The organism is Pseudomonas arsenicoxydans (genome assembly GCF_900103875.1).
Classification (GTDB): Bacteria; Pseudomonadota; Gammaproteobacteria; order Pseudomonadales; family Pseudomonadaceae; genus Aquipseudomonas; species Aquipseudomonas arsenicoxydans.
This window is the reverse complement of sequence record NZ_LT629705.1, coordinates 2393140-2411873: the sequence shown is the minus strand read 5'-3', so window position 1 is coordinate 2411873 and position 18734 is coordinate 2393140. Positions and strand designations below refer to the sequence as shown.

At 59.8% G+C, this 18734-nt stretch carries 14 protein-coding genes; 7 read left to right on the top strand and 7 right to left on the bottom strand.

Annotation, left to right across the window (positions count from 1 at the left end; all coding sequences use genetic code 11):
* Positions 1 to 20: 20 nt before the first annotated feature.
* Positions 21 to 2333 carry a 5-methyltetrahydropteroyltriglutamate--homocysteine S-methyltransferase gene (gene metE, locus BLQ41_RS11105; RefSeq protein WP_090180630.1) on the bottom strand — a complete coding sequence of 771 codons (2313 nt, stop codon included), beginning with the start codon at positions 2331 to 2333 and terminating at the stop codon, positions 21 to 23.
* Between the two features lie 119 nt (positions 2334 to 2452).
* Between metE and metR the strand changes: the two genes are divergently transcribed.
* Positions 2453 to 3370, top strand: a complete 918-nt coding sequence (metR, locus tag BLQ41_RS11100; RefSeq protein WP_090180627.1) for a transcriptional regulator MetR — start codon at positions 2453 to 2455, stop codon at positions 3368 to 3370.
* Positions 3371 to 3500: 130 nt separating this feature from the next.
* On the opposite strand, the gene BLQ41_RS11095 is transcribed toward metR, so the two are convergent.
* From BLQ41_RS11095 to BLQ41_RS11080, 4 genes are all read right to left on the bottom strand, one after another.
* Entirely contained in the window at positions 3501 to 3998 is a 498-nt protein-coding gene (locus BLQ41_RS11095) for a GNAT family N-acetyltransferase (protein WP_090180625.1), read from the bottom strand.
* The gene (locus BLQ41_RS11090; RefSeq protein ID WP_090180622.1) at positions 3988 to 4638 is read right to left on the bottom strand and encodes a LysE family translocator; all 651 of its coding nucleotides are present in this window, start codon (positions 4636 to 4638) and stop codon (positions 3988 to 3990) included. Before BLQ41_RS11090 ends, BLQ41_RS11095 begins: the two co-directional genes overlap by 11 nt.
* A 25-nt stretch (positions 4639 to 4663) precedes the next feature.
* Positions 4664 to 5098, bottom strand: a complete 435-nt coding sequence (locus BLQ41_RS11085) for an NUDIX hydrolase (RefSeq protein ID WP_090180619.1) — start codon at positions 5096 to 5098, stop codon at positions 4664 to 4666.
* A 162-nt stretch (positions 5099 to 5260) separates the two neighbouring features.
* Complete coding sequence (locus BLQ41_RS11080; RefSeq protein WP_090180615.1) at positions 5261 to 6619, bottom strand: HD domain-containing phosphohydrolase; 1359 nt, start codon at positions 6617 to 6619, stop codon at positions 5261 to 5263.
* Between the two features lie 264 nt (positions 6620 to 6883).
* Between BLQ41_RS11080 and BLQ41_RS11075 the strand changes: the two genes are divergently transcribed.
* Genes BLQ41_RS11075 through BLQ41_RS11055 form a run of 5 tightly spaced genes read left to right on the top strand, consistent with a single transcriptional unit; the run spans position 6884 to position 15267 of the window.
* Positions 6884 to 9181 (top strand): EAL domain-containing protein, encoded by a 2298-nt coding sequence (locus tag BLQ41_RS11075; RefSeq protein WP_090180614.1) that lies wholly within the window; start codon positions 6884 to 6886, stop codon positions 9179 to 9181.
* A complete protein-coding gene (locus BLQ41_RS11070) occupies positions 9178 to 11052 on the top strand; it encodes an EAL domain-containing protein (RefSeq protein ID WP_090180611.1) in 1875 nt (624 codons plus the stop codon). Before BLQ41_RS11075 ends, BLQ41_RS11070 begins: the two co-directional genes overlap by 4 nt.
* A 44-nt stretch (positions 11053 to 11096) precedes the next feature.
* Positions 11097 to 12056: a cytochrome-c peroxidase gene (locus BLQ41_RS11065; protein WP_090180607.1), complete on the top strand. Its 960-nt coding sequence runs from the start codon at positions 11097 to 11099 to the stop codon at positions 12054 to 12056.
* Entirely contained in the window at positions 12053 to 13864 is a 1812-nt protein-coding gene (locus BLQ41_RS11060; RefSeq protein ID WP_090180604.1) for a DAHL domain-containing protein, read from the top strand. Before BLQ41_RS11065 ends, BLQ41_RS11060 begins: the two co-directional genes overlap by 4 nt.
* Entirely contained in the window at positions 13861 to 15267 is a 1407-nt protein-coding gene (locus BLQ41_RS11055) for an ATP-binding protein (RefSeq protein WP_090180601.1), read from the top strand. Before BLQ41_RS11060 ends, BLQ41_RS11055 begins: the two co-directional genes overlap by 4 nt.
* Positions 15268 to 15392: 125 nt before the next feature.
* Here BLQ41_RS11055 and BLQ41_RS11050 read toward each other — a convergent pair whose 3' ends face one another.
* Both BLQ41_RS11050 and BLQ41_RS11045 read right to left on the bottom strand, forming a co-directional pair.
* On the bottom strand, positions 15393 to 16718 hold the full coding sequence (locus tag BLQ41_RS11050; protein WP_090180598.1) for an APC family permease: 1326 nt from the start codon (positions 16716 to 16718) through the stop codon (positions 15393 to 15395).
* 242 nt (positions 16719 to 16960) lie between these two features.
* Positions 16961 to 17782: a carbon-nitrogen hydrolase family protein gene (locus BLQ41_RS11045; RefSeq protein WP_090180595.1), complete on the bottom strand. Its 822-nt coding sequence runs from the start codon at positions 17780 to 17782 to the stop codon at positions 16961 to 16963.
* Positions 17783 to 17906: 124 nt separating this feature from the next.
* Here BLQ41_RS11045 and BLQ41_RS11040 point away from each other — a divergent pair, with 124 nt between their 5' ends.
* Positions 17907 to 18707: a helix-turn-helix transcriptional regulator gene (locus tag BLQ41_RS11040; RefSeq protein ID WP_090180592.1), complete on the top strand. Its 801-nt coding sequence runs from the start codon at positions 17907 to 17909 to the stop codon at positions 18705 to 18707.
* The last annotated feature ends 27 nt before the right edge of the window (positions 18708 to 18734 follow it).

Here is an 18734-nt window from a genome sequence, read left to right as displayed (position 1 = left end):
AGTGCAAGCGCGGCAGAGCGTCAGGCCAACTGACTCCGCAACCGCCGCGCAGCCGCCACCATGTTCACCAACGCCGCTTCAGTCTCCGGCCACGCCCGGGTCTTCAACCCGCAATCCGGATTCACCCACAACCGCTCAGCCGGAATCCGCTTCACCGCTTTGCTCATCAACTTGACCATCTCGGCGGTGTCCGGCACCCGTGGCGAGTGAATGTCATAAACCCCTGGCCCGATGTCATTCGGGTAGTCGAAGGCTTCGAAGGCTTCCAGCAATTCCATGTCCGAGCGCGAGGTTTCGATGGTGATCACGTCGGCGTCCATCGCCGCGATGGACTCGATCACGTCGTTGAACTCGCTGTAGCACATGTGCGTGTGGATCTGGGTTTCATCGCGCACACCGGAGGCGCTCAGGCGGAATGCTTCCACGGCCCAATCGAGGTATTCCTGCCATTGCGCCCTGCGCAGCGGCAAGCCTTCGCGGAATGCGGCTTCGTCGATCTGCACGATCTTGATGCCGGCGGCTTCCAGGTCGACCACTTCGTCACGCAGGGCCAACGCCAGCTGCTGCGCCTGGATTTTGCGCGAGACGTCTTCGCGCGGGAACGACCACATCAGCATGGTCACAGGACCGGTGAGCATGCCTTTCATGACCTTGTCGGTGAGGCTTTGCGCGTAGGTGATCCAGTCGACGGTCATGGCGTTCGGGCGGCTCAAGTCGCCGTAGATGATCGCCGGTTTGACGCAGCGCGAACCGTAGCTCTGGACCCAGCCGAAACGGGTGAACAGGTAGCCGTCCAGTTGCTCGGCGAAGTATTCGACCATGTCATTGCGTTCGGCTTCACCGTGCACCAGCACGTCCAGGCCCAGGCGTTCCTGGATTTGCACGGCGTGGCGGATTTCGCTGTGCATGGCGTCGGTGTAATCGTTGGCCGACAGCTTGCCTTGCTTGAAAGCCTGACGCGCCAGGCGAATCGAACCGGTTTGCGGGAACGAGCCGATGGTGGTGGTCGGAAATGCCGGCAGTTGCAAGCGCGCCTGTTGCTGCGCGATGCGTTTGGCAAACGGCGACTGGCGCTGGCTGTCCGCTGCGCCAATGGCCTTGATGCGCGCCTGGACTTCGGCTTTGTGGATGCGCGGCGACTCGGCGCGGCTGGTCGCAATGGCACGGCTTTGCGCGAGTTCGGCTTGCACCTTGGGCGATTGCGGGTCGTTGAGGGCATCGCGCAGCACGGCAATTTCTCCGCACTTTTGCACGGCGAAGGCCAGCCAGGATTTCAGTTCAGGGTCGAGCTTGTCTTCGCGCTCCAGATCAACCGGGCTGTGCAGCAGCGAGCAGGAACTGCTGACCCACAGGTTCTCGCCAAAACGTTCCTGGGCCGGCGCCAATTGTGCGAGGGCTTGCTCCAGCTCGCAGCGCCAGACGTTGCGGCCGTTGACCAGCCCGACCGAAAGAATCTTGTAGGTCGGCAGGCGATCCAGCACTTGGCCGAGTTGATCCGGCGCACGTACGGCGTCGATGTGCAGGCCTTGCACCGGCAGGCCCACGGCCAGGCCGAGGTTGTCTTCCAGACCACTGAAGTAGGTCGCCACGAGTTTCTTCAGCGGCGAGTACTGGAGGATGTGATAGGCGCGTTCGAAGGCGTTTTTCCAGGCTTGCGGCAGGTCGAGGGTCAGGATCGGTTCGTCGATCTGCACCCATTCCACGCCTTGCGCGGCGAGGCGACCGAGGATTTCGTTGTAGACCGGCAGCAGGCGTTCGAGCAATTCGAGCTTGTCGAAGTCGTTGCCTTTGGCTTTGCCCAGCCACAGGTAGGTCAGCGGGCCGATGATGACCGGTTTGACCTCATGGCCCAGCGCCTTGGCTTCGTCGACTTCGTCGAACAGCTGTTCCCAGCTCAGCTTGAATTGTTGGTCAGCGCTGAATTCCGGGACCAGGTAGTGGTAGTTGGTGTCGAACCACTTGGTCAGCTCCTGGGCGTATTGCGCTGTGCCGTGTTCGCCGCCGCAGCAGGTCGCCGTGGCGCCACGGGCCATGGCGAATAGAGTGTCGAGGGTCGGCAGGCCTTGGGCATCCTTGGCGCTGTCGAAGCGCTCGGGAATCACACCGAAGGTCAGGGAATGGGTCAGGACCTGGTCGTACCAGGCGAAGTCGCCAACGGGCAGCAGGTCGATGCCGGCGTCTTTCTGCAATTGCCAGTGCCTGGCGCGCAATTGGCGGCCAACGTTGTTCAGCGCGTCCAGATCCAGATCGCCCTTCCAGTAGGATTCGAGGGCTTTTTTCAATTCGCGGTCCGCGCCGATGCGGGGGAAACCAAGTGTGTGCGCCAGAGCCATGATGAGTGTCTTCCAATAAAGAGGCTGTAAAACATGGCGCTATTGTCGACAGTCAACCCAACATGAGACAAACTCAACCTTTTCGTGTTGATCACAAGTTTTCCTCATGGAGCCATCCGGTGCTTGAAATCCGTCACCTGAAGACCCTGCACGCCTTGCGCGAAGCCGACAGCCTGGTCGACGCCGCCGACCGGCTGCACCTGACGCAGTCAGCCCTGTCCCACCAGTTCAAGGAACTGGAAGAGCGCATGGGCATGCCGTTGTTCGTGCGCAAGACCAAACCGGTGCGTTTCACCAGTGCCGGTTTGCGCCTGCTGCAATTGGCTGACGCGACCTTGCCGCTGCTGCGTGGCGCCGAACGTGATATCGCACGCCTGGCGGGCGGTACGGCGGGCCGCTTGCACATGGCAATCGAGTGCCACAGTTGTTTCCAATGGCTGATGCCAACCATCGACCAGTTCCGCGATGCCTGGCCGGAAGTCGAGCTGGACCTGGCCTCGGGCTTCTCCTTCGCCCCGCTGCCGGCCCTGGCCCGGGGCGATCTGGACCTGGTGGTGACCTCCGATCCGCTGGAACTGGCCGGGATCACCTATGTGCCGTTGTTCACTTATGAAGCGATGCTCGCGGTGGCCAACCAGCACCGTTTGGCGAGCAAGGCCTACATCGTTCCGGAAGACTTGCTCACGGAAACGCTGATCACCTACCCGGTGGAACGTGATCGGCTGGACATCTTCACCCGCTTCCTGGAACCCGCCGACATCGAACCGGCGCAGGTCCGCACCTCGGAACTGACGGTAATGATGATGCAATTGGTGGCCAGCGGGCGCGGCGTGTGCGGGATGCCGCATTGGGCGCTGCATGAATACAGCTCACGCGGCTATGTGAAGGCCAAGCGGCTGGGCGAGAAGGGATTGTTTGCGACGCTGTATGCGGCGATTCGCGCGGACATGCTGGATGCGCCGTACATGCGCGATTTCTTGCTGACGGCCAAGGACACATCGTTCTCGACCCTGGACGGGGTCAGCGCCGTTCGCTAGCAACACCTATCGAACTTGATCCGCGGTCAGTCGTGTTCATTAAAAGATCGCAGCCTCGTTTCACTCGACAGCTCCTACAGGTTTACGCCAAACCCTGTAGGAGCTGTCGAGTGAAACGAGGCTGCGATCTTTAAAGCTCACGCCACATGTGGATTTTGTCGAAGTAGTCTTCGCCGACGCGCACCGCCATCGGTTCGAGGCCGAACTGGATGAAGCCGCAGCGCTGGTACAGGTTGAACGCCGCCTCGTTGCCGGCGGTGACGGTCAGCTGGATCAGCCTCAGGCGTTCATGGTTCTGCGCCTCGGCCAGTGCCGCCTGCACCAGGCGATAACCCAACCCGCGTTGCCGGGCCTTGCCGGACACGTACATGCCAAACAGCGTTGCCTTGTGCCAGGCCTTTTGCCGAGGTTCGAAGGCGAGACCGACGATGCCCACCAGCGCGCCCTCTTCGAACGCGCCGAACACCACCTCCAGCTTGCTGGTCAGGCGCGACTCCCACCAACTCAGCGGCATCGTGGCGCGCTCGCGCACGCTTGAGGTAAACGCCTGCGGGTGCAGGTCGTAGGCTTCCAGCATCAGTGCGCGATAGTCCAGGGCATGGCTGGCATCCAGGCGCTCAATCCACATTGAGCGCCATCCGCCGCTGTTCAAGCATCAATCGCACCGCCAGCGCTGACAGGACAAAACCCATGAAATAGCGCTGCACCGCCAGCCAGGACGGGTTGTTGACGAACCAGGAGGCGATGCCCGCTGCGAAGATCGCGATCAGCAGATTGACGCTGAAACTGACGCTGATCTGGGTCAGGCCCAGCACGATGCTCTGGGTGAACACCGAACCGTGTTCAGGGGTGATGAATTGCGGAAACACCGACAGGTAAAACACTGCGATCTTCGGGTTCAGGGCACTGGTGAGAAAGCCCATGGTGATCAGTTTGCGCGACGAGTCCGGCGGTAATTGCTGCGCTTCGAACGGCGAACGTGCGCCGGGTTTGATGGCCTGCCAGGCCAGCCACAGCAGGTAAAGCGCGCCTGCCCACTTCAACACTTCATAGGCCATCGGCACCGCCAGAAACACTGCGGTCAAGCCGGCAGCGGCGGCGAACAAATGCACGAAAAAGCCCGCGACCACGCCAAGCAACGAGGTCACGCCGGCCTTGCGCCCCTGACAGATCGAACGGGAAATCAGGTAGATCATGTTCGGCCCCGGCGTCAGTACCATCAACAGCGCGGCGGCAGCGAAAATCAGCAAGTCTTGTAGCGGGATCATGGGGGCAATCCTAGTCCGTAAATGATCAGGTGGTCGCGGTCAGCGAAGCTCGATAAAACGGCAGGATCAGGTCTCGTGTCAATGGCGCCAGCGTGAGATCGCCGTCGGTGTCCGGGTCAATCCAGCGCACCTCTTCGATCTCCGCGGCAGGGGACACGTCTGCGTCGATGGTCAGCTGAAAGAGTTCCGCCTGGACGACATAGCCCGGCTCGTTGGCGGCCGGTGCCGAAAAGGGTCCCAGATACTGCGCGCAGGCGGGGTCGATCAGCAGGCCCAGCTCTTCTTCCAGTTCACGGGCCAGGGCCTGGACCGGTTGCTCATGGGGCTCGATCTTGCCGCCGGGTTGCATGAACGCTGCGGTGCCGCGCTTGCGCACCAGTAAAGTACGACCGTCAGGACCGATCAACAGGGCGGCGGCAATGCGGATGATGCGGGGGGAAACGGCGGATGAAAGGGTCATGGATTTGAAATGGTTTTGAGTGAAGGGCGCAAAGGATCACATGGGTGCGGGTCAAGATCAAAAGATCGCAGCCTCGTTGCACTCGACAGTTCCTACAGGGTCCGGCGTACATCTGTAGGAGCTGTCGAGTGCAACGAGGCTGCGATCTTCAATCATGAAGCCCTAATTCGCTAACAGCTCCAGGCCCTCAACTTCCTCCGGCACTTTCACGAAAATGCTGTATTTCGCCCCTTCCATCGCCTCGAACGCGATCAGCTTCTCTATCAGAGGCCCACTCAGCACCTTGCCCGCGTTGAGCAGCAACATGCCGTTATCGGCATTGAGGTTGCGTGCCAGCAGCATGCCGGCGGCCAGGTCCCGGGTGGTCAGCACTTTGACCGTCGGATCGGCCAGCGAGACATCGCTCAGGTACGCGGCGCAGACCTGAATGAAATCCTCGACCAGATCAGGGTCATACAGTCGCCCGGCGTACTGGCGGATATAGACCAGTGCTTCATCGCTGTTCATCTGGCGCTCAAGGATCAGCCCGCGCTGCAACTCGATGAAATCCACCGCCAGTTTCAGCCAGCGCGATCCAAGCGGAATCGCCTCGCCCTTGAGCCGGTCGGGGAACCCGCTGCCATCCCAGCGCTCCTGATGGTGAAGGATCAGGCGCGCGGCGTCCTTCATCGGATCGAGGGTCATCAGCAACGATTCGCTTTGCTTCGGATAACCGCGATAGCGCTCGCGATCGGTGTGGTGCAGCAGGTCCGAAGGCGTATTCATCATGCCATCGGTCCAACTCAGCTTGCCGATGTTGTAGAGCGCTGCGGCCATGGCCAGGTCGCGGGTGCTGGCCTCGTCCACGCCATGGAGTTTGCAGTAAACCCGCACCAGCTCAATGATCTGCCGGTTCGTCTGCTTGGCAGGCGGCAAGCGCAGGTTGGCCAGCAACGAGAACACCTCGGTGCCGGTGACATAGCTGTGTTTGAGCTCTTCGTACGCCAGGTCGAGCATGTCGGCGGTCTGTTGCAGTTCAGAAGTGCGGGCCGCGACGTGTTTTTCCAGGGTCGCGTTCAGGACCTTCAATTCTTCGTTGCGATGCCACGTCTCGCGCTCCAGACGCAGCCGTTCGCGCTCGGAGCGCTGGTAGGCGAGCGACTGTCGCAACGTCAGCAGCAATTCCTCATCGTGCCAGGGTTTGCTGATGTAACGGTCAATCTGCCCCTCGTTGATCGCTTTCACGATCGTTGTCAGGTCGACGTACCCGGTCAGCAAAATGCGCAGCGTATCGGGATAGTGCTGGTGAATGTGCGCCAGCAGCGTCGCGCCGTCCATGTTGGGCATGCGCGCATCGCTCATTACCAGGTCGACGGGCTCACGCGCCATGATTTCCAGCGCCTGGGCACCGCTGGTGGCCAATAACACCTCGTAGGGCTGGCCGCGTAATAGCCGACGCAAACTGTTGAGGATCGATTCCTCATCATCAACCAGTAACACCCTGGGTCTATCGGTGATCGTGGGGGGGAGTTGCTCTTCCATGGCATAACCTCAAGCGAAACGGGTAGATCGTGCGTCAGGTCGCAGCCAAACAATCCCCTTTGGCCAAGCCTGAGCTACAGGCTAGATGATTTTGCACACTTCTTCTGGAAATGATTCGTTTGAGTCGGGTAGGCGAAGTGCTGCACAGGGGACTATGCTGCAATCACTCGGATCCATTATCTGCAACGCATGGCCACGTGATCAGGGAAAGGATGCCCCTATGAGCACATTACACCGCATTGCATCCGTTCCGGCCGTACGCTTATGAGTACGTTGCTGGCACGAACCAATCGTCGGATTCTCATCGTCGACGACACCGCTTCGATCCATGCGGACTTCATCAAGATCCTCAGTCCGCCATCGATCGATGACGAAGACCTGACCAACGCCGAAAAAGCCCTGTTCGGAACGCAAGCGACGGCCGTTCTGCAAAGCTTCGTGCTCGATTCGGCGTTTCAGGGCCTTGAAGCCCTGAGCAAGGTCGAACAAGCACTGGCCAACGACCTGCCCTACGCGCTGGCGTTCATCGACATGCGCATGCCGCCGGGCTGGGACGGTCTGCAAACCATCGAACGGCTGTGGCAGGTTGATCCCAAGCTGCAAGTGGCGCTGTGCACCGCCTATTCCGACTATTCCTGGGAAGACATCGATGAACGCCTGGAGCTGGGCGATCGGTTGCTGATTCTGAAAAAACCCTTCGATGCCATTGAAATCCGACAGATAGCCAGTGCCATGACCGCCAAATGGCAGATGACCGAAGATGCGGCGCTGAAGATGTCGCTGCTTGAGCAGGCGGTCGAGGAACGCACCCGGGAGCTGTCCGATGCCAACATCATCGTGCAGAACAGCCCGACCATTTTGTATCGCCTGCGCGGCGAACCCTCGTTTCCGCTGATGTACATCTCCCACAACATCACCAAGTACGGTCACGTCGCGGCGAACCTGGTCGCCTCGGCCAACTGGGCCCGGGAGCTGATTCATCCCGACGATCAACCGAAAGTCGACACGGCGATGGCCCGGGTGCTGGACCGGCACGCGGCGGGAGCCTCCATCGAGTTCCGCATGCGCACCAGCGACGGCGCCTGGCGCTGGGTGGAGAACCGCTATATCCCGGTGCGCGACGATGAAGGACGCTTGCTGGAAGTCGAAGGCATCATCATCGACGTTACCGAGCGCAAAGTCGCCGAAGAGAAAATCGCCCTGCTGGCCCGCACCGACGGACTCACCGGACTGGCCAATCGGGCCACCCTGATCGAGCGCCTGCACCAGGCGTTCGCCGCCGCCCGCCGGGGGGCCACACCGTTCGCGATGTTCTACCTGGACCTGGATCACTTCAAACGGATCAACGATACCCTCGGTCATCCGGTGGGCGACCTGTTGCTGCAAGAGGTGTCCCGGCGCATCAAGGCCTGCGTGCGGGAAAACGATGTGGTCGCGCGCCTCGGCGGCGACGAGTTCGCCATCCTGCAACTTGACGTCAGCGACCCGACCCATTCCGCCGCGCTGGCCGCCAAGGTCCGCGATGCCCTGGTGTTGCCTTACTCCCTCGCCAGCAATGACGTGCGCGTTTCAGTGAGCATCGGCATCAGCAGCTACTCGCCGCTCATCACCAGTGCCGACGGTCTGCTAGGCCAGGCTGACATGGCGCTCTATCGCTCCAAGGAAAAGGGCCGCAACCAGTACCACTTCTATTCCGAGGAGATCAATCAGGAGGTGGTCGAGCGCATGGCCATCGCCAGTGACTTGAAAGACGCCATCAAGCATGAAGAGCTCGAGCTCAATTACTGGCCCGAGGTGGAACTGAGCAGCGGCAAGATCCTCGGCATGGAAGCCCAGGTCATCTGGAATCACCCCGAACGGGGCTTGCTGGAGGGACCGACGTTCTTGCCGGCGGCGGAAAAAACCGGTGCCATTATCGCCCTCGGTCACTGGGTACTGGATCGCGCCTGCCAACAAATGCGCCAGTGGCGCGATGAAGGCATGGCGCCGCCGGTCATTGCCATCAAGCTGTCACTGGCCCAGCTCAAGAGTGGTCCCGAACTGATCTATGACGTGCTGCGCACCACCGCGCGCTATGAACTGTGCCCCTGGGACCTGCGTTTCGATGTCACCGAAGCGACCCTGGCCCAGACCAAGTGGACCCACAACGATGTGCTGCCGCGCCTGCGCGAGTTGGGGGTGAAGATCGCCATCGATGACTTCGGCACCGAATATTCCTCCTTCGATTACCTCAAGACTTACCAGGTCAATCACCTGAAACTCGCCCAGGCGTTCATCGATACCGCGGCCCGGGACCCGGCTTGCGCCAACACATTGCGTGCCATCATCAATTTCGCACGTGAGGTAGGGATCGGAATCATCGCCGAAGGTGTCGAAACCCAGGAACAGCGTAGTTCGCTGATGGCCACAGGCTCGCCAATGAACGCACAGGGTTACTTCTTCAGCAAAGCGGTCAGCAGCCAGCAGGCCGCTCACTTGCTCAAAGCCGGCAGTATCATGCCCGCCAGCTTTCAAACCGGACCGATCCGGGACAACCCGCACTCTACGGAGGACAAGGGATGAAGACGTCCTCCGTGCAGACCAACCGGCGCATCCTGATCATTGATGACACGCCCTCGATCCATCAGGACTTTCGCAAGATCCTCGGCCCTGACACCAAAGACGAACTGTCCCTGGCCGGCACTGAAGAAACGCTGTTTGGCACGCCCAAGCCTGACCGGCTGACGTTCCAGCTCGACTCGGCCTACCAGGGCCAGGAAGCGCTCGAACTGGTCAAGCGCGCCCAGGCCGAAGGTCGCCCCTACGCGATGGCCTTCACCGACATGCGCATGCCGCCGGGTTGGGACGGCCTGGAAACCGTCGAAAAACTCTGGAAGGTCGACCCGCATCTGCAAATCGCCCTGTGCACGGCTTTTTCGGATTACAGCTGGGAAGAAATGGCCGAGCGGCTCGAGTACGGCGACCAATTGCTGGTGTTGAAAAAGCCCTTCGACAGTGTGGAAATCCGCCAGATGGCCAGCGCCCTGACCTGGAAATGGCAGATGACCCAGGACGCCGAGACGAAAGTGCAAAGCCTGGAGCAAACCATCGAGGCACGCGTCCACGAACTGCTCAAGGTGTCTCACCTGCTGCAATATGACGTATTGACCGAGCTGCCCAACAGCACGCTGCTCGGTGATCGGCTGAACCAGTCCCTGGCATTGTCCCGCCGCCATGACAAGCAACTGGCGGTGATGTTTCTGGGCCTTGACCGATTCAAGCGCATCAACAATGCACTGGGGCACCCAGCTGGAGACGAGATGCTCAAACGGGTCGGGCAAAACCTGGTGTCCACGGTGCGCGAATCCGATTCGGTGTTTCGCTACGGCTCTGATGAGTTCGTGGTGATCCTGGCCGATATCCGCCACCCGCAACAAACCAAAGGCATCGCCGAAAAAATCCTGAGCGCCATTCGCGCACCCCAGCACATCGCCGGCCATGACCTGAGCGTGACCGCCAGCCTGGGCATCAGCATTTATCCCGATGACGGCTTCGATGCCATCGCGCTGATCAAGAAAGCCGAAACCGCGATGCGCAACGTCAAGGAAATCGGCCCGAACGACTTCAGCTTCTTCCTCGACGAAATGAACCAGCGTGCCCGGGATCAGCAAAGTATCGAAACAGGGATTCGCCTGGCACTGGAGCGCGACGAATTTGTCCTGCATTACCAGCCCAAGCTCGACCTGGGCACGGGTCAGGTGGTGGGTGCGGAGGCCTTGATCCGCTGGCTCAAACCCGGGCATGGCCTGGTTTATCCGTCCGACTTCATTGGTGTCGCCGAAGACAGCGGCCTGATCGTGCCGTTGAGCAAATGGGTACTGGCCCAGGCCTGTCGGCAAGCCTGCGCCTGGCAGGCCGCGGGACTGCCCAAGCTGTGCATGTCGGTGAACGTATCGGCCATCGATTTTCGCCAGCGCGGTTTCGTCGAAGGCATTGAACAGGTCCTTGAGCAAACCGGCCTGGACCCATCATTGCTGGAACTGGAAATCACCGAAGGGGTGTTGATGCAGAACGTCGACGCCACCGTCTCCGCTCTGAATCGCCTAAAAGCGTTGGGTGTGCGGCTGGCCATCGACGACTTCGGCACCGGTTATTCCAGCCTTAGTTACCTGCGACGGTTCCCCATCAACGTGCTGAAAATCGACCAGTCGTTCATTCGCGGCCTGACCCGCGACAGCAGCGATGCGGCATTGGTCAGCGCCATCATCAGCCTGGGCAAGAGCCTCAAGCTGACCGTCATCGCCGAAGGAGTGGAAACCCTCGAACAACTGGATTTTCTAAAGGCCCATCAGTGCGAGGAAGGCCAGGGTTATTACTTCAGCAAAGCCGTCGAACCAGAGGCCTTTGTGCAGTACATGACATCGGTGAAGTCTCTCCCGTTCGCAACCACCTGACCGATATGAAGCGACGCTTCGGCCATCCGCCAAGGAATCATAAGATGTCGCCATTCTTCTACTGCCTGTTGCTTGTTCCTTTGCTCGGGCTCAGTGCGGGCGCGGTCGGCGAGCCGCTGAATGAACCGCTCAAACCGCTGCCGGCCGCTCCGGAACAAAACCCGCAGCGTGTCGAACTGGGTCGCCAGTTGTTCAACGAATCCCGATTGTCGGTCAACAACAGCCTGTCCTGCGCCAGCTGTCATCACCTGGAAAACGGTGGCGCCGATGACAAGGCATTTTCCATTGGCTTCAACGGCCAGCCAGTGACAATCAACACCCCCAGCGTATTCAACGCCAGCCTGAACTTCCGACAGTTCTGGAACGGACGCGCCGACACCCTGGAAACCCAGGTCCACACCGTGGTGCAAAGCCCTGGTGAAATGGGGAGCAACTGGGAACACGTGGTGCAGACCTTGTCGGCCGATCCGGCGTATCACCGCGCATTCGTCAACGCCTACCCGGACGGCGTAACCCAGCTCAATGTGCAAAATGCCCTGGCCACCTACGAGCGCACACTGCTCAGCGCCAATTCGCGTTTCGACCAGTACCTGAAAGGCAATACCGACATTCTCACCACCGAAGAAAAATACGGCTACCAACGCTTCAAGGATTACGGCTGCATAACCTGCCATCAAGGCGTCAACATCGGCGGCAACATGTTCCAGAAATTCGGCGTGATGGGCGATTACTTCAAGGCGCGCGGCAACCCGACCGAAACCGACCTGGGGCGCTATCTGGTGACCAAGGACGAAGAGGACCGCAACGTGTTCAAGGTCCCGAGCCTGCGTAACGTCGCCGTGACCGCGCCGTACTTTCACGACGGCTCGGCCAAAACCCTCGAGGACGCCGTGGACGTGATGTTCACCTTTCAGCTGGGACGCATCCCCTCCGCAGACGACAAGGGCCTGATCATCCAGTTTCTCAAGACCTTGACCGGTGAATGGGAAGGCAAACCCTTATGAAAATGTCCCATCGCAGCAGCCTGGCACTCCTCGGCATCGTGGCGCTGTTACTGGCCTCGACGCTGTTGTTTCTGTACCTCAAGTCCAGCTCGAACCAGACGTCGACCTACACCGAATCCCGATATCTGATTTCCCGGATCAAACAGCTGAACGCACAATGGGAAACGGAAATCCTCAAGGCGCGGATAGACACCAACCACAACTACGATCCGCTGGTCACGCCGCTGACCGAGATGACTCGGTTGTGGGAACGGTTCGACACGATGGAGTCCAGTCACGGCCGTAACGAATCGCCCGTCTGGCGCGCCAGTCATGATGCCTACCTGAGCGCTTTCGAGGAAAAATCCCGGCTGGTGGAACAGTTCAAATCGCACAATGCCGTCTTGCGTAACTCCCTGGCGTTTCTGCCGACCGCCGAAGATGACATTCAGCAACCCCTTGCCCGGTTGCTGGACAGCGACAAACTGCAGCTGCAAAACATTGCTACCGACACCTATGACCTGCTGCTCAGCGGCCTGGAATTTGCCCAGGTCACCTCCGATGACAAAGCCGCCGATATCCTGGTGGGCCTGAACAAACTGAGCGTGAACAAGTTGCGCCTGCCGGAGCAGTTCCACCGTCCGATCGATATCCTGAGCAATCACATCGCGTTGATCCTGCGTGAACAGCCAGTGGTCAACCGCTTGCTGGAAAACATCGAAGCCATTCCCGTGGCCGAACGGCTGGACGATATCACCGACCTGCTGAACAAGGATCAGCAGCAGGCCGATGCGATCGATCAGCGCTACCACTTCTACATGCTGGTGTTTTCCGTGCTGCTGGTGTTGTTGCTGGTGTACCTGGCGATTCACTTGATGCGCAGTTTCACGGTGATCAACCGCGTCAACAAAGCCCTGAAAACTGCCAATGACGACCTCGAACAACGGGTCGAAGAACGCACCCGCGAGCTCAAGGATACCCAGAGCGAACTGCTCGATACCGCACGCCTGGCCGGCATGGCCGAGATCGCCACCAATGTGTTGCACAACGTCGGCAATGTGCTCAACAGCGTGAACATTTCCGCCGACCTGGTCTCGCGCAAACTGCGCAGCAGCAAGGCTCAAGGGCTGGGCAAGGCCATGCAACTGATCAACGCGCGCTCTGGCGACCTTGGCACTTTCCTGACCCAGGACGAGAAAGGCAAGTTACTGCCCGGCTACCTGAACCAACTGGTCGATGCCATTGCACTCGAACAACACAGCATGACCGACGAACTCGCCCAACTGACCAAGAGCGTCGATCACATCAAGGACATTGTCGCCACCCAGCAGTCCTACGCCGGAGCCAACAATCTGACGGAACCGCTGCACATCAGCGAGTTGCTCGAAGATGCCCTGCGCATGAATTCCGGCGCCCTGACCCGGCACCACGTGACGGTGATCAAGGAGTACAACGATGTGCCGCAGGTCATGGGAGACAAGCACCGCTTGCTGCTGATCCTGATCAACCTGATCAGCAATGCAAAATACGCCATGTCCGACCTCAGCAATCGCCCGCGAAAAATGACGCTGGGGGTGAAAATCATTGAAGACACCACCCTGCAAATCAGCGTCAAAGATGATGGCGAAGGCATCGCGCCCGAAAACATGACCCGAATCTTTGCCCACGGTTTTACCACCCGCAAGGAAGGTCACGGCTTCGGCCTGCACAGTTGCGCCCTGGCGGCTATCGAGATGAACGGCCACCTCAGCGCGCACAGCGACGGGCCTGGCAAAGGGGCGCAGTTCACGCTGCAGATCCCGCTGAAAACCGTTACGGAGAAGGCATGAACGGATCTTCGAACCGACGCATTCTTCTGATCGACGACACGCCGTCCATTCATGAGGACTTTCGCAAGATCCTCACGCCGGTGGAGGTGCAGCAAGTCGAACTGGACGAAATGGAAGCCGCGCTGTTTGGCAGCGAAGTCAAAGCCGCGGGGGCCCTGTTCGAACTGGACTCGGCTTACGGCGGCCAGGAAGGCCTGGAACAGCTTAATCAGGCATTGCAGCAAAACCGCCCGTACGCCCTCGCCTTCGTCGACATGCGCATGCCTGAGGGCTGGGACGGCGCGCAGACCATCGAACATTTGTGGCAGCAAGACCCGCGCCTGCAAGTGGTGGTGTGTACTGCGTATTCCGACTATTCCTGGGATGAACTGCTGGACCGTCTACACGCGCATGACCGCTTGCTGATTCTGAAAAAACCGTTCGACAACATCGAAGTCCAGCAGATGGCCAGCACTCTGCTGACCAAGTGGGAAATGACCGAACGGGCCTTTGTGCAGATGAGCCACCTGGAGCACCTGGTTAACCTGCGCACGGCCGAATTCAAACAGGCCAGCGTGGCGTTGCAGCGAGAAATCGACGAGCGCAAACAGCTTGAATCGCAATTGGTGCAATCGGAAAAACTCGCCTCCCTGGGCCAGTTGGCAGCCGGCGTCGCCCATGAAATCAACAACCCCATCGGCTTTATTTCCTCCAACCTCGGCAGCCTCGAAGGTTACTTCACGCAACTGCAGTCCATGCTCGATGCCTATCGCGATGCCGAAGAGGCGATTGCCTCAAACGAGGTGCTCGAACGGCTTGGACAGTTACGCGAACGGGTCGAGCTGGAGTTTCTGCGCGAGGACATTCCGTTACTGATCAAGGAATCCAAGGACGGCATCAACCGCGTCGGGCAGATCGTCAAGGACCTGAAGGACTTCTCCCGCGTGGACTCGAACCAGGAATGGCAGTGGGCCAATCTGCAACAGGGCATCGAATCGACCCTGAACATCGTCGCCAATGAACTCAAGTACAAGGCCGACGTGCTGAAGGAATATCAGGTGTTGCCCGAGATCGAGTGCCTGCCATCACAAATCAATCAGGTCATCATGAACCTGATCGTCAACGCGTCTCAGGCAGTGGGACCGCAACGGGGCACCATTACGTTGCGCACCGGGGTTGAGGGGCAAAAGGTCTGGATCGAGGTGGCAGACACCGGCTCGGGTATCGCACCGGAGACCCTGCAAAAAATATTCGACCCCTTCTTCACCACCAAACCGGTGGGCCAGGGGACAGGGCTGGGTTTGTCCCTGTCCTATGGCATCGTCAAAAAACACCGAGGGGAGATCACGGTGCGTAGCGAGGTGGGCGCAGGGAGCACATTCCGCGTCGAGTTACCCGTGCACCAGACAAAACCCGCCGCCTGAATACTCACCTGTAGGAGCTGTCGAGTGAAACGAGGCTGCGATCTTTTGACTTTGGTTTTTTTACAAACAAGATCAAAAGATCGCAGCCTCGTTTCACTCGACAGCTCCTACAGGGGTCAGCAGGGTTACGTGGCTTCCTGGAAATCCATCTCCGGTGGCTGGCGGCGGAAACCACCGGTCAATACGGCCAGGTACACCACGCCAATCGCCAGCCAGCTCAAGCCCAGGTAAATCGCCAGGTGATCGAGGCTGACCATCAGCCACAAATCGGCGGCCAGGCCAATGAACGGGAACAACAGGAACAGTACGAACTCTCGCAGGCCCTTCTTTTCACCGCCGATCCAGTAATGAAAGATCACCGACAGGTTCACCAGGCTGAACGCCAGGAACGCGCCGAAGTTGATGAACGAGGTCGAGGTGGTGACGTCGAGTTTCAATGCCAGCAACGCCACCACGGCGCACAACAGGATGCTGTTGACCGGGGTGCCAAAGCGTTCGTGCAACGTGCCGAAGAACGACTTGGGCAGCACACCGTCGCGGCCCATGGCGAACAACAGACGCGAACCACTGGCCTGAGCCGACAGGCCCGACGCGAACTGGCCGACGATCAGACCGATCAGGAAGATCGTCACGAACAGGTCACCACCGATGTTGCGGGCGATTTCATAGGCCGCCGAGTCGACGCTGTCGAACTGGAACGAGGGATGCGCGATCTGCACGAAGTACGAGACGCTGACGAAGATCAGCCCGCCGATCAGGGTAATCAGCATGATCGCCCGCGGAATGGTGCGGCGCGGATCGCGGGTCTCTTCGGTCAGGGTGCTGACCGCATCAAATCCAAGGAACGAGTAACAGGCGATGGCCGCACCGCTCATGATCAGCGGCATCTGCATGTCGCCGTTGAAGAACGGCTTGATCGACCACAACGGCGTGCTCGCATCGCCACCGACGTAGTGGATGCACAGCGCGACGAAGGCGATCAGCACCAGGAACTGCACCAGCATCAGCAAGGCGTTGATGCCGTTGGCCAGTTTCAGGCCGACGATATTGATCGCACTGGTGATGCCGATGAATGCCAGCACCCAGATCCACTGCGGCACGGCCGGGAACGCGGAGTTGAGGTAGGCCGCACCGATCAGCCAGATCGCCATCGGCAGGAACAGGTAATCGAGCAGCACCGCCCACCCGGCGATAAAACCGAGTTTGGGGCTGATCGCCTTGCGCACATAACTGTAGGCGGAACCGGCGACGGGGAACGCCGACGCCATTCGGCCATAGCTCATGGCCGTGAAAAACATCGCCACCAGCGCCGCCAGGTACGCGGCTGGCACCATGCCGGCGGTGGATTGAGCGAGGATGCCAAAGGTGCCGAGCACAATGATCGGCGTCATGTAGGCAATGCCGAACAGCACCACCGAACCCAATGACAGGGTGCGTTGCAAACGAGCCATGAGCGACTACTCCGAATTTATTAGATTTATGGCAGAGCCGAGTTCGGCGCTAAATTTCGGGTGTTTCGTTGTTGTAATTGGGTGCAAGGTCAAACAGGTGTCTTGTTTGGGCTGGCCTCTTCGCGGGCAAGCCCGCTCCCACATTTGATTGCTGTCGTTCACTCATCCTGTGTCCGCCGAAGATCCCCTGTGGGAGCGGGCTTGCCCGCGAAGGCGTCAGCCCTGACGACACTGAATCCGGATCAGCGCAAAGGAATCAGCAACTCCCGAACGCCAGAAGCCTGCTCGACGATTTCCCCCGGCAACTTCAGCCGTTGATCATCCAGGTACCGATAGTCCTTGCGTGCCGCTTCCAACTGGCTGAAATCCAGTTCAACCGCAAACTGCCCCTCCTCCCGTCCGGCTTCGAACAGCAACGTGCCCAGCGGATCCACCAGCGCACTGCCACCGGCAAATACCAGCCCGTCATCGCTGTCTTTCACGCGGTTGACCATCAACGCAAATGCCTGGTTTTCCTGGGCGCGGGCCATGATCGCGGTGCGGTGAGTCGGGCCGTAAGGGTCCATGTTGCCGTTGGTGACGATCAGCAGTTCGGCGCCCAGCTGCGCCAGGGCTCGGGCGGTTTCCGGGAATTCAATGTCGTAGCAAATCAGCAAGCCGACCCGCACGCCGTTCCACTGGCAGGTGGCGTAACGGTCACCGGCCTCGAACACGCCGCGATCCGAAGCCCACAGGTGCGTCTTGCGGTATTTCAGCGCGATGCCTTCGGGAGTAATCAGCAGCGTGGTGTTGTAGAAGCGGCCGTTGTCGTTCTCGGCCATGCCGATCACCACTGCGATGTTGCGCTCGCGGGCAGCCGCAACGATGGCGCTGACGGTCGGCCCGTTGAGCGGTTCGGCGGTCTGGGCCACGGTTGCGGCGGTAGGAAAGCCCATCAGGTGGGTTTCCGGGAAGACGATCAGTTGTGTGTCGGCGGCGCAGGCTGCAATCGCTGCCAAGGCGCGTTCGAGGTTGTACGCAGTGCCGTTGTCACGGCCCGCCAACTGGGCGAGTTCGACTTTCATTGGGAATCCTTGTTATGGACCGGGCGGCAGAAAGATTGCCCGGTCTGTGTCTGTGCGCCAGTATGCGCAGCAAGCAGCGGGCCGGGGAATCACGCCGCTGGGGTAACCCGATAGGGGTAGAGGCATGACACTTTCGTTAGACGACATCGCTTGGCACCGCTCGGTCGGACAACTGATCGATGCGCTGGACAAGCCCAATTTCTGGACGCAACTGGTGCGCCTGCTGGATCAGTACGTGACCTTCGACAGCTGGGTGGCCCTGCTTTTCAGCGCCGACCAGCACCCGCAAGTGTTCGCCGAATGCCCCGGTCTGGACGGCAGCCCGGATCAGCTCTTCCAGGATTACCTGCGCGGCCTGTACTTGCTGGACCCGTTCTACATCGCCTGCCGCGAGCAATCGCGCACCGGCCTCTATCGTCTGTCGGAAGTGGCGCCGGAGCACTTCGAGCTGACCGAGTATTACCAGCGCTACTTTCGTCTGAATGTGGTGGCCGATGAAATCCAGTTCAATTGCCAGCTCGAAGGCGACCGCACGCTGTGCCTGTCATTGGGCAGCCGACAGCGTTTCAGTGGCCAGCAGATTGCCTTGCTGTCGCTGATCCAGCCTTGGGTGCTGGGCCTGTTGCGCCAACGCCTGCCCTACGAAATCAACGAAGTCGTGGCCCTTGCGCCAGCGCCGACCCAAGGTGACTGGCGGGTGCAGCTGGAAGCTTCGGTGCAGCAACTCAAAGGTGCGCAATTGACTGCGCGGGAGCTGGACGTCGGGCGCTTGATGCTCAGCGGTTGCTCCAGTAAAGAAATCGCCCGTAAGCTGGAAATCTCTGTAGAAACCGTGAAAGTCCATAAAAAACACATGTACAGCAAGCTGGGGATCAAATCCCAGTCCGAGCTGTTTTCGATTTTTCTCCAGGCGCAGAATGCCTGACACCGTGCCCCGAGCGCTCCCACAGGG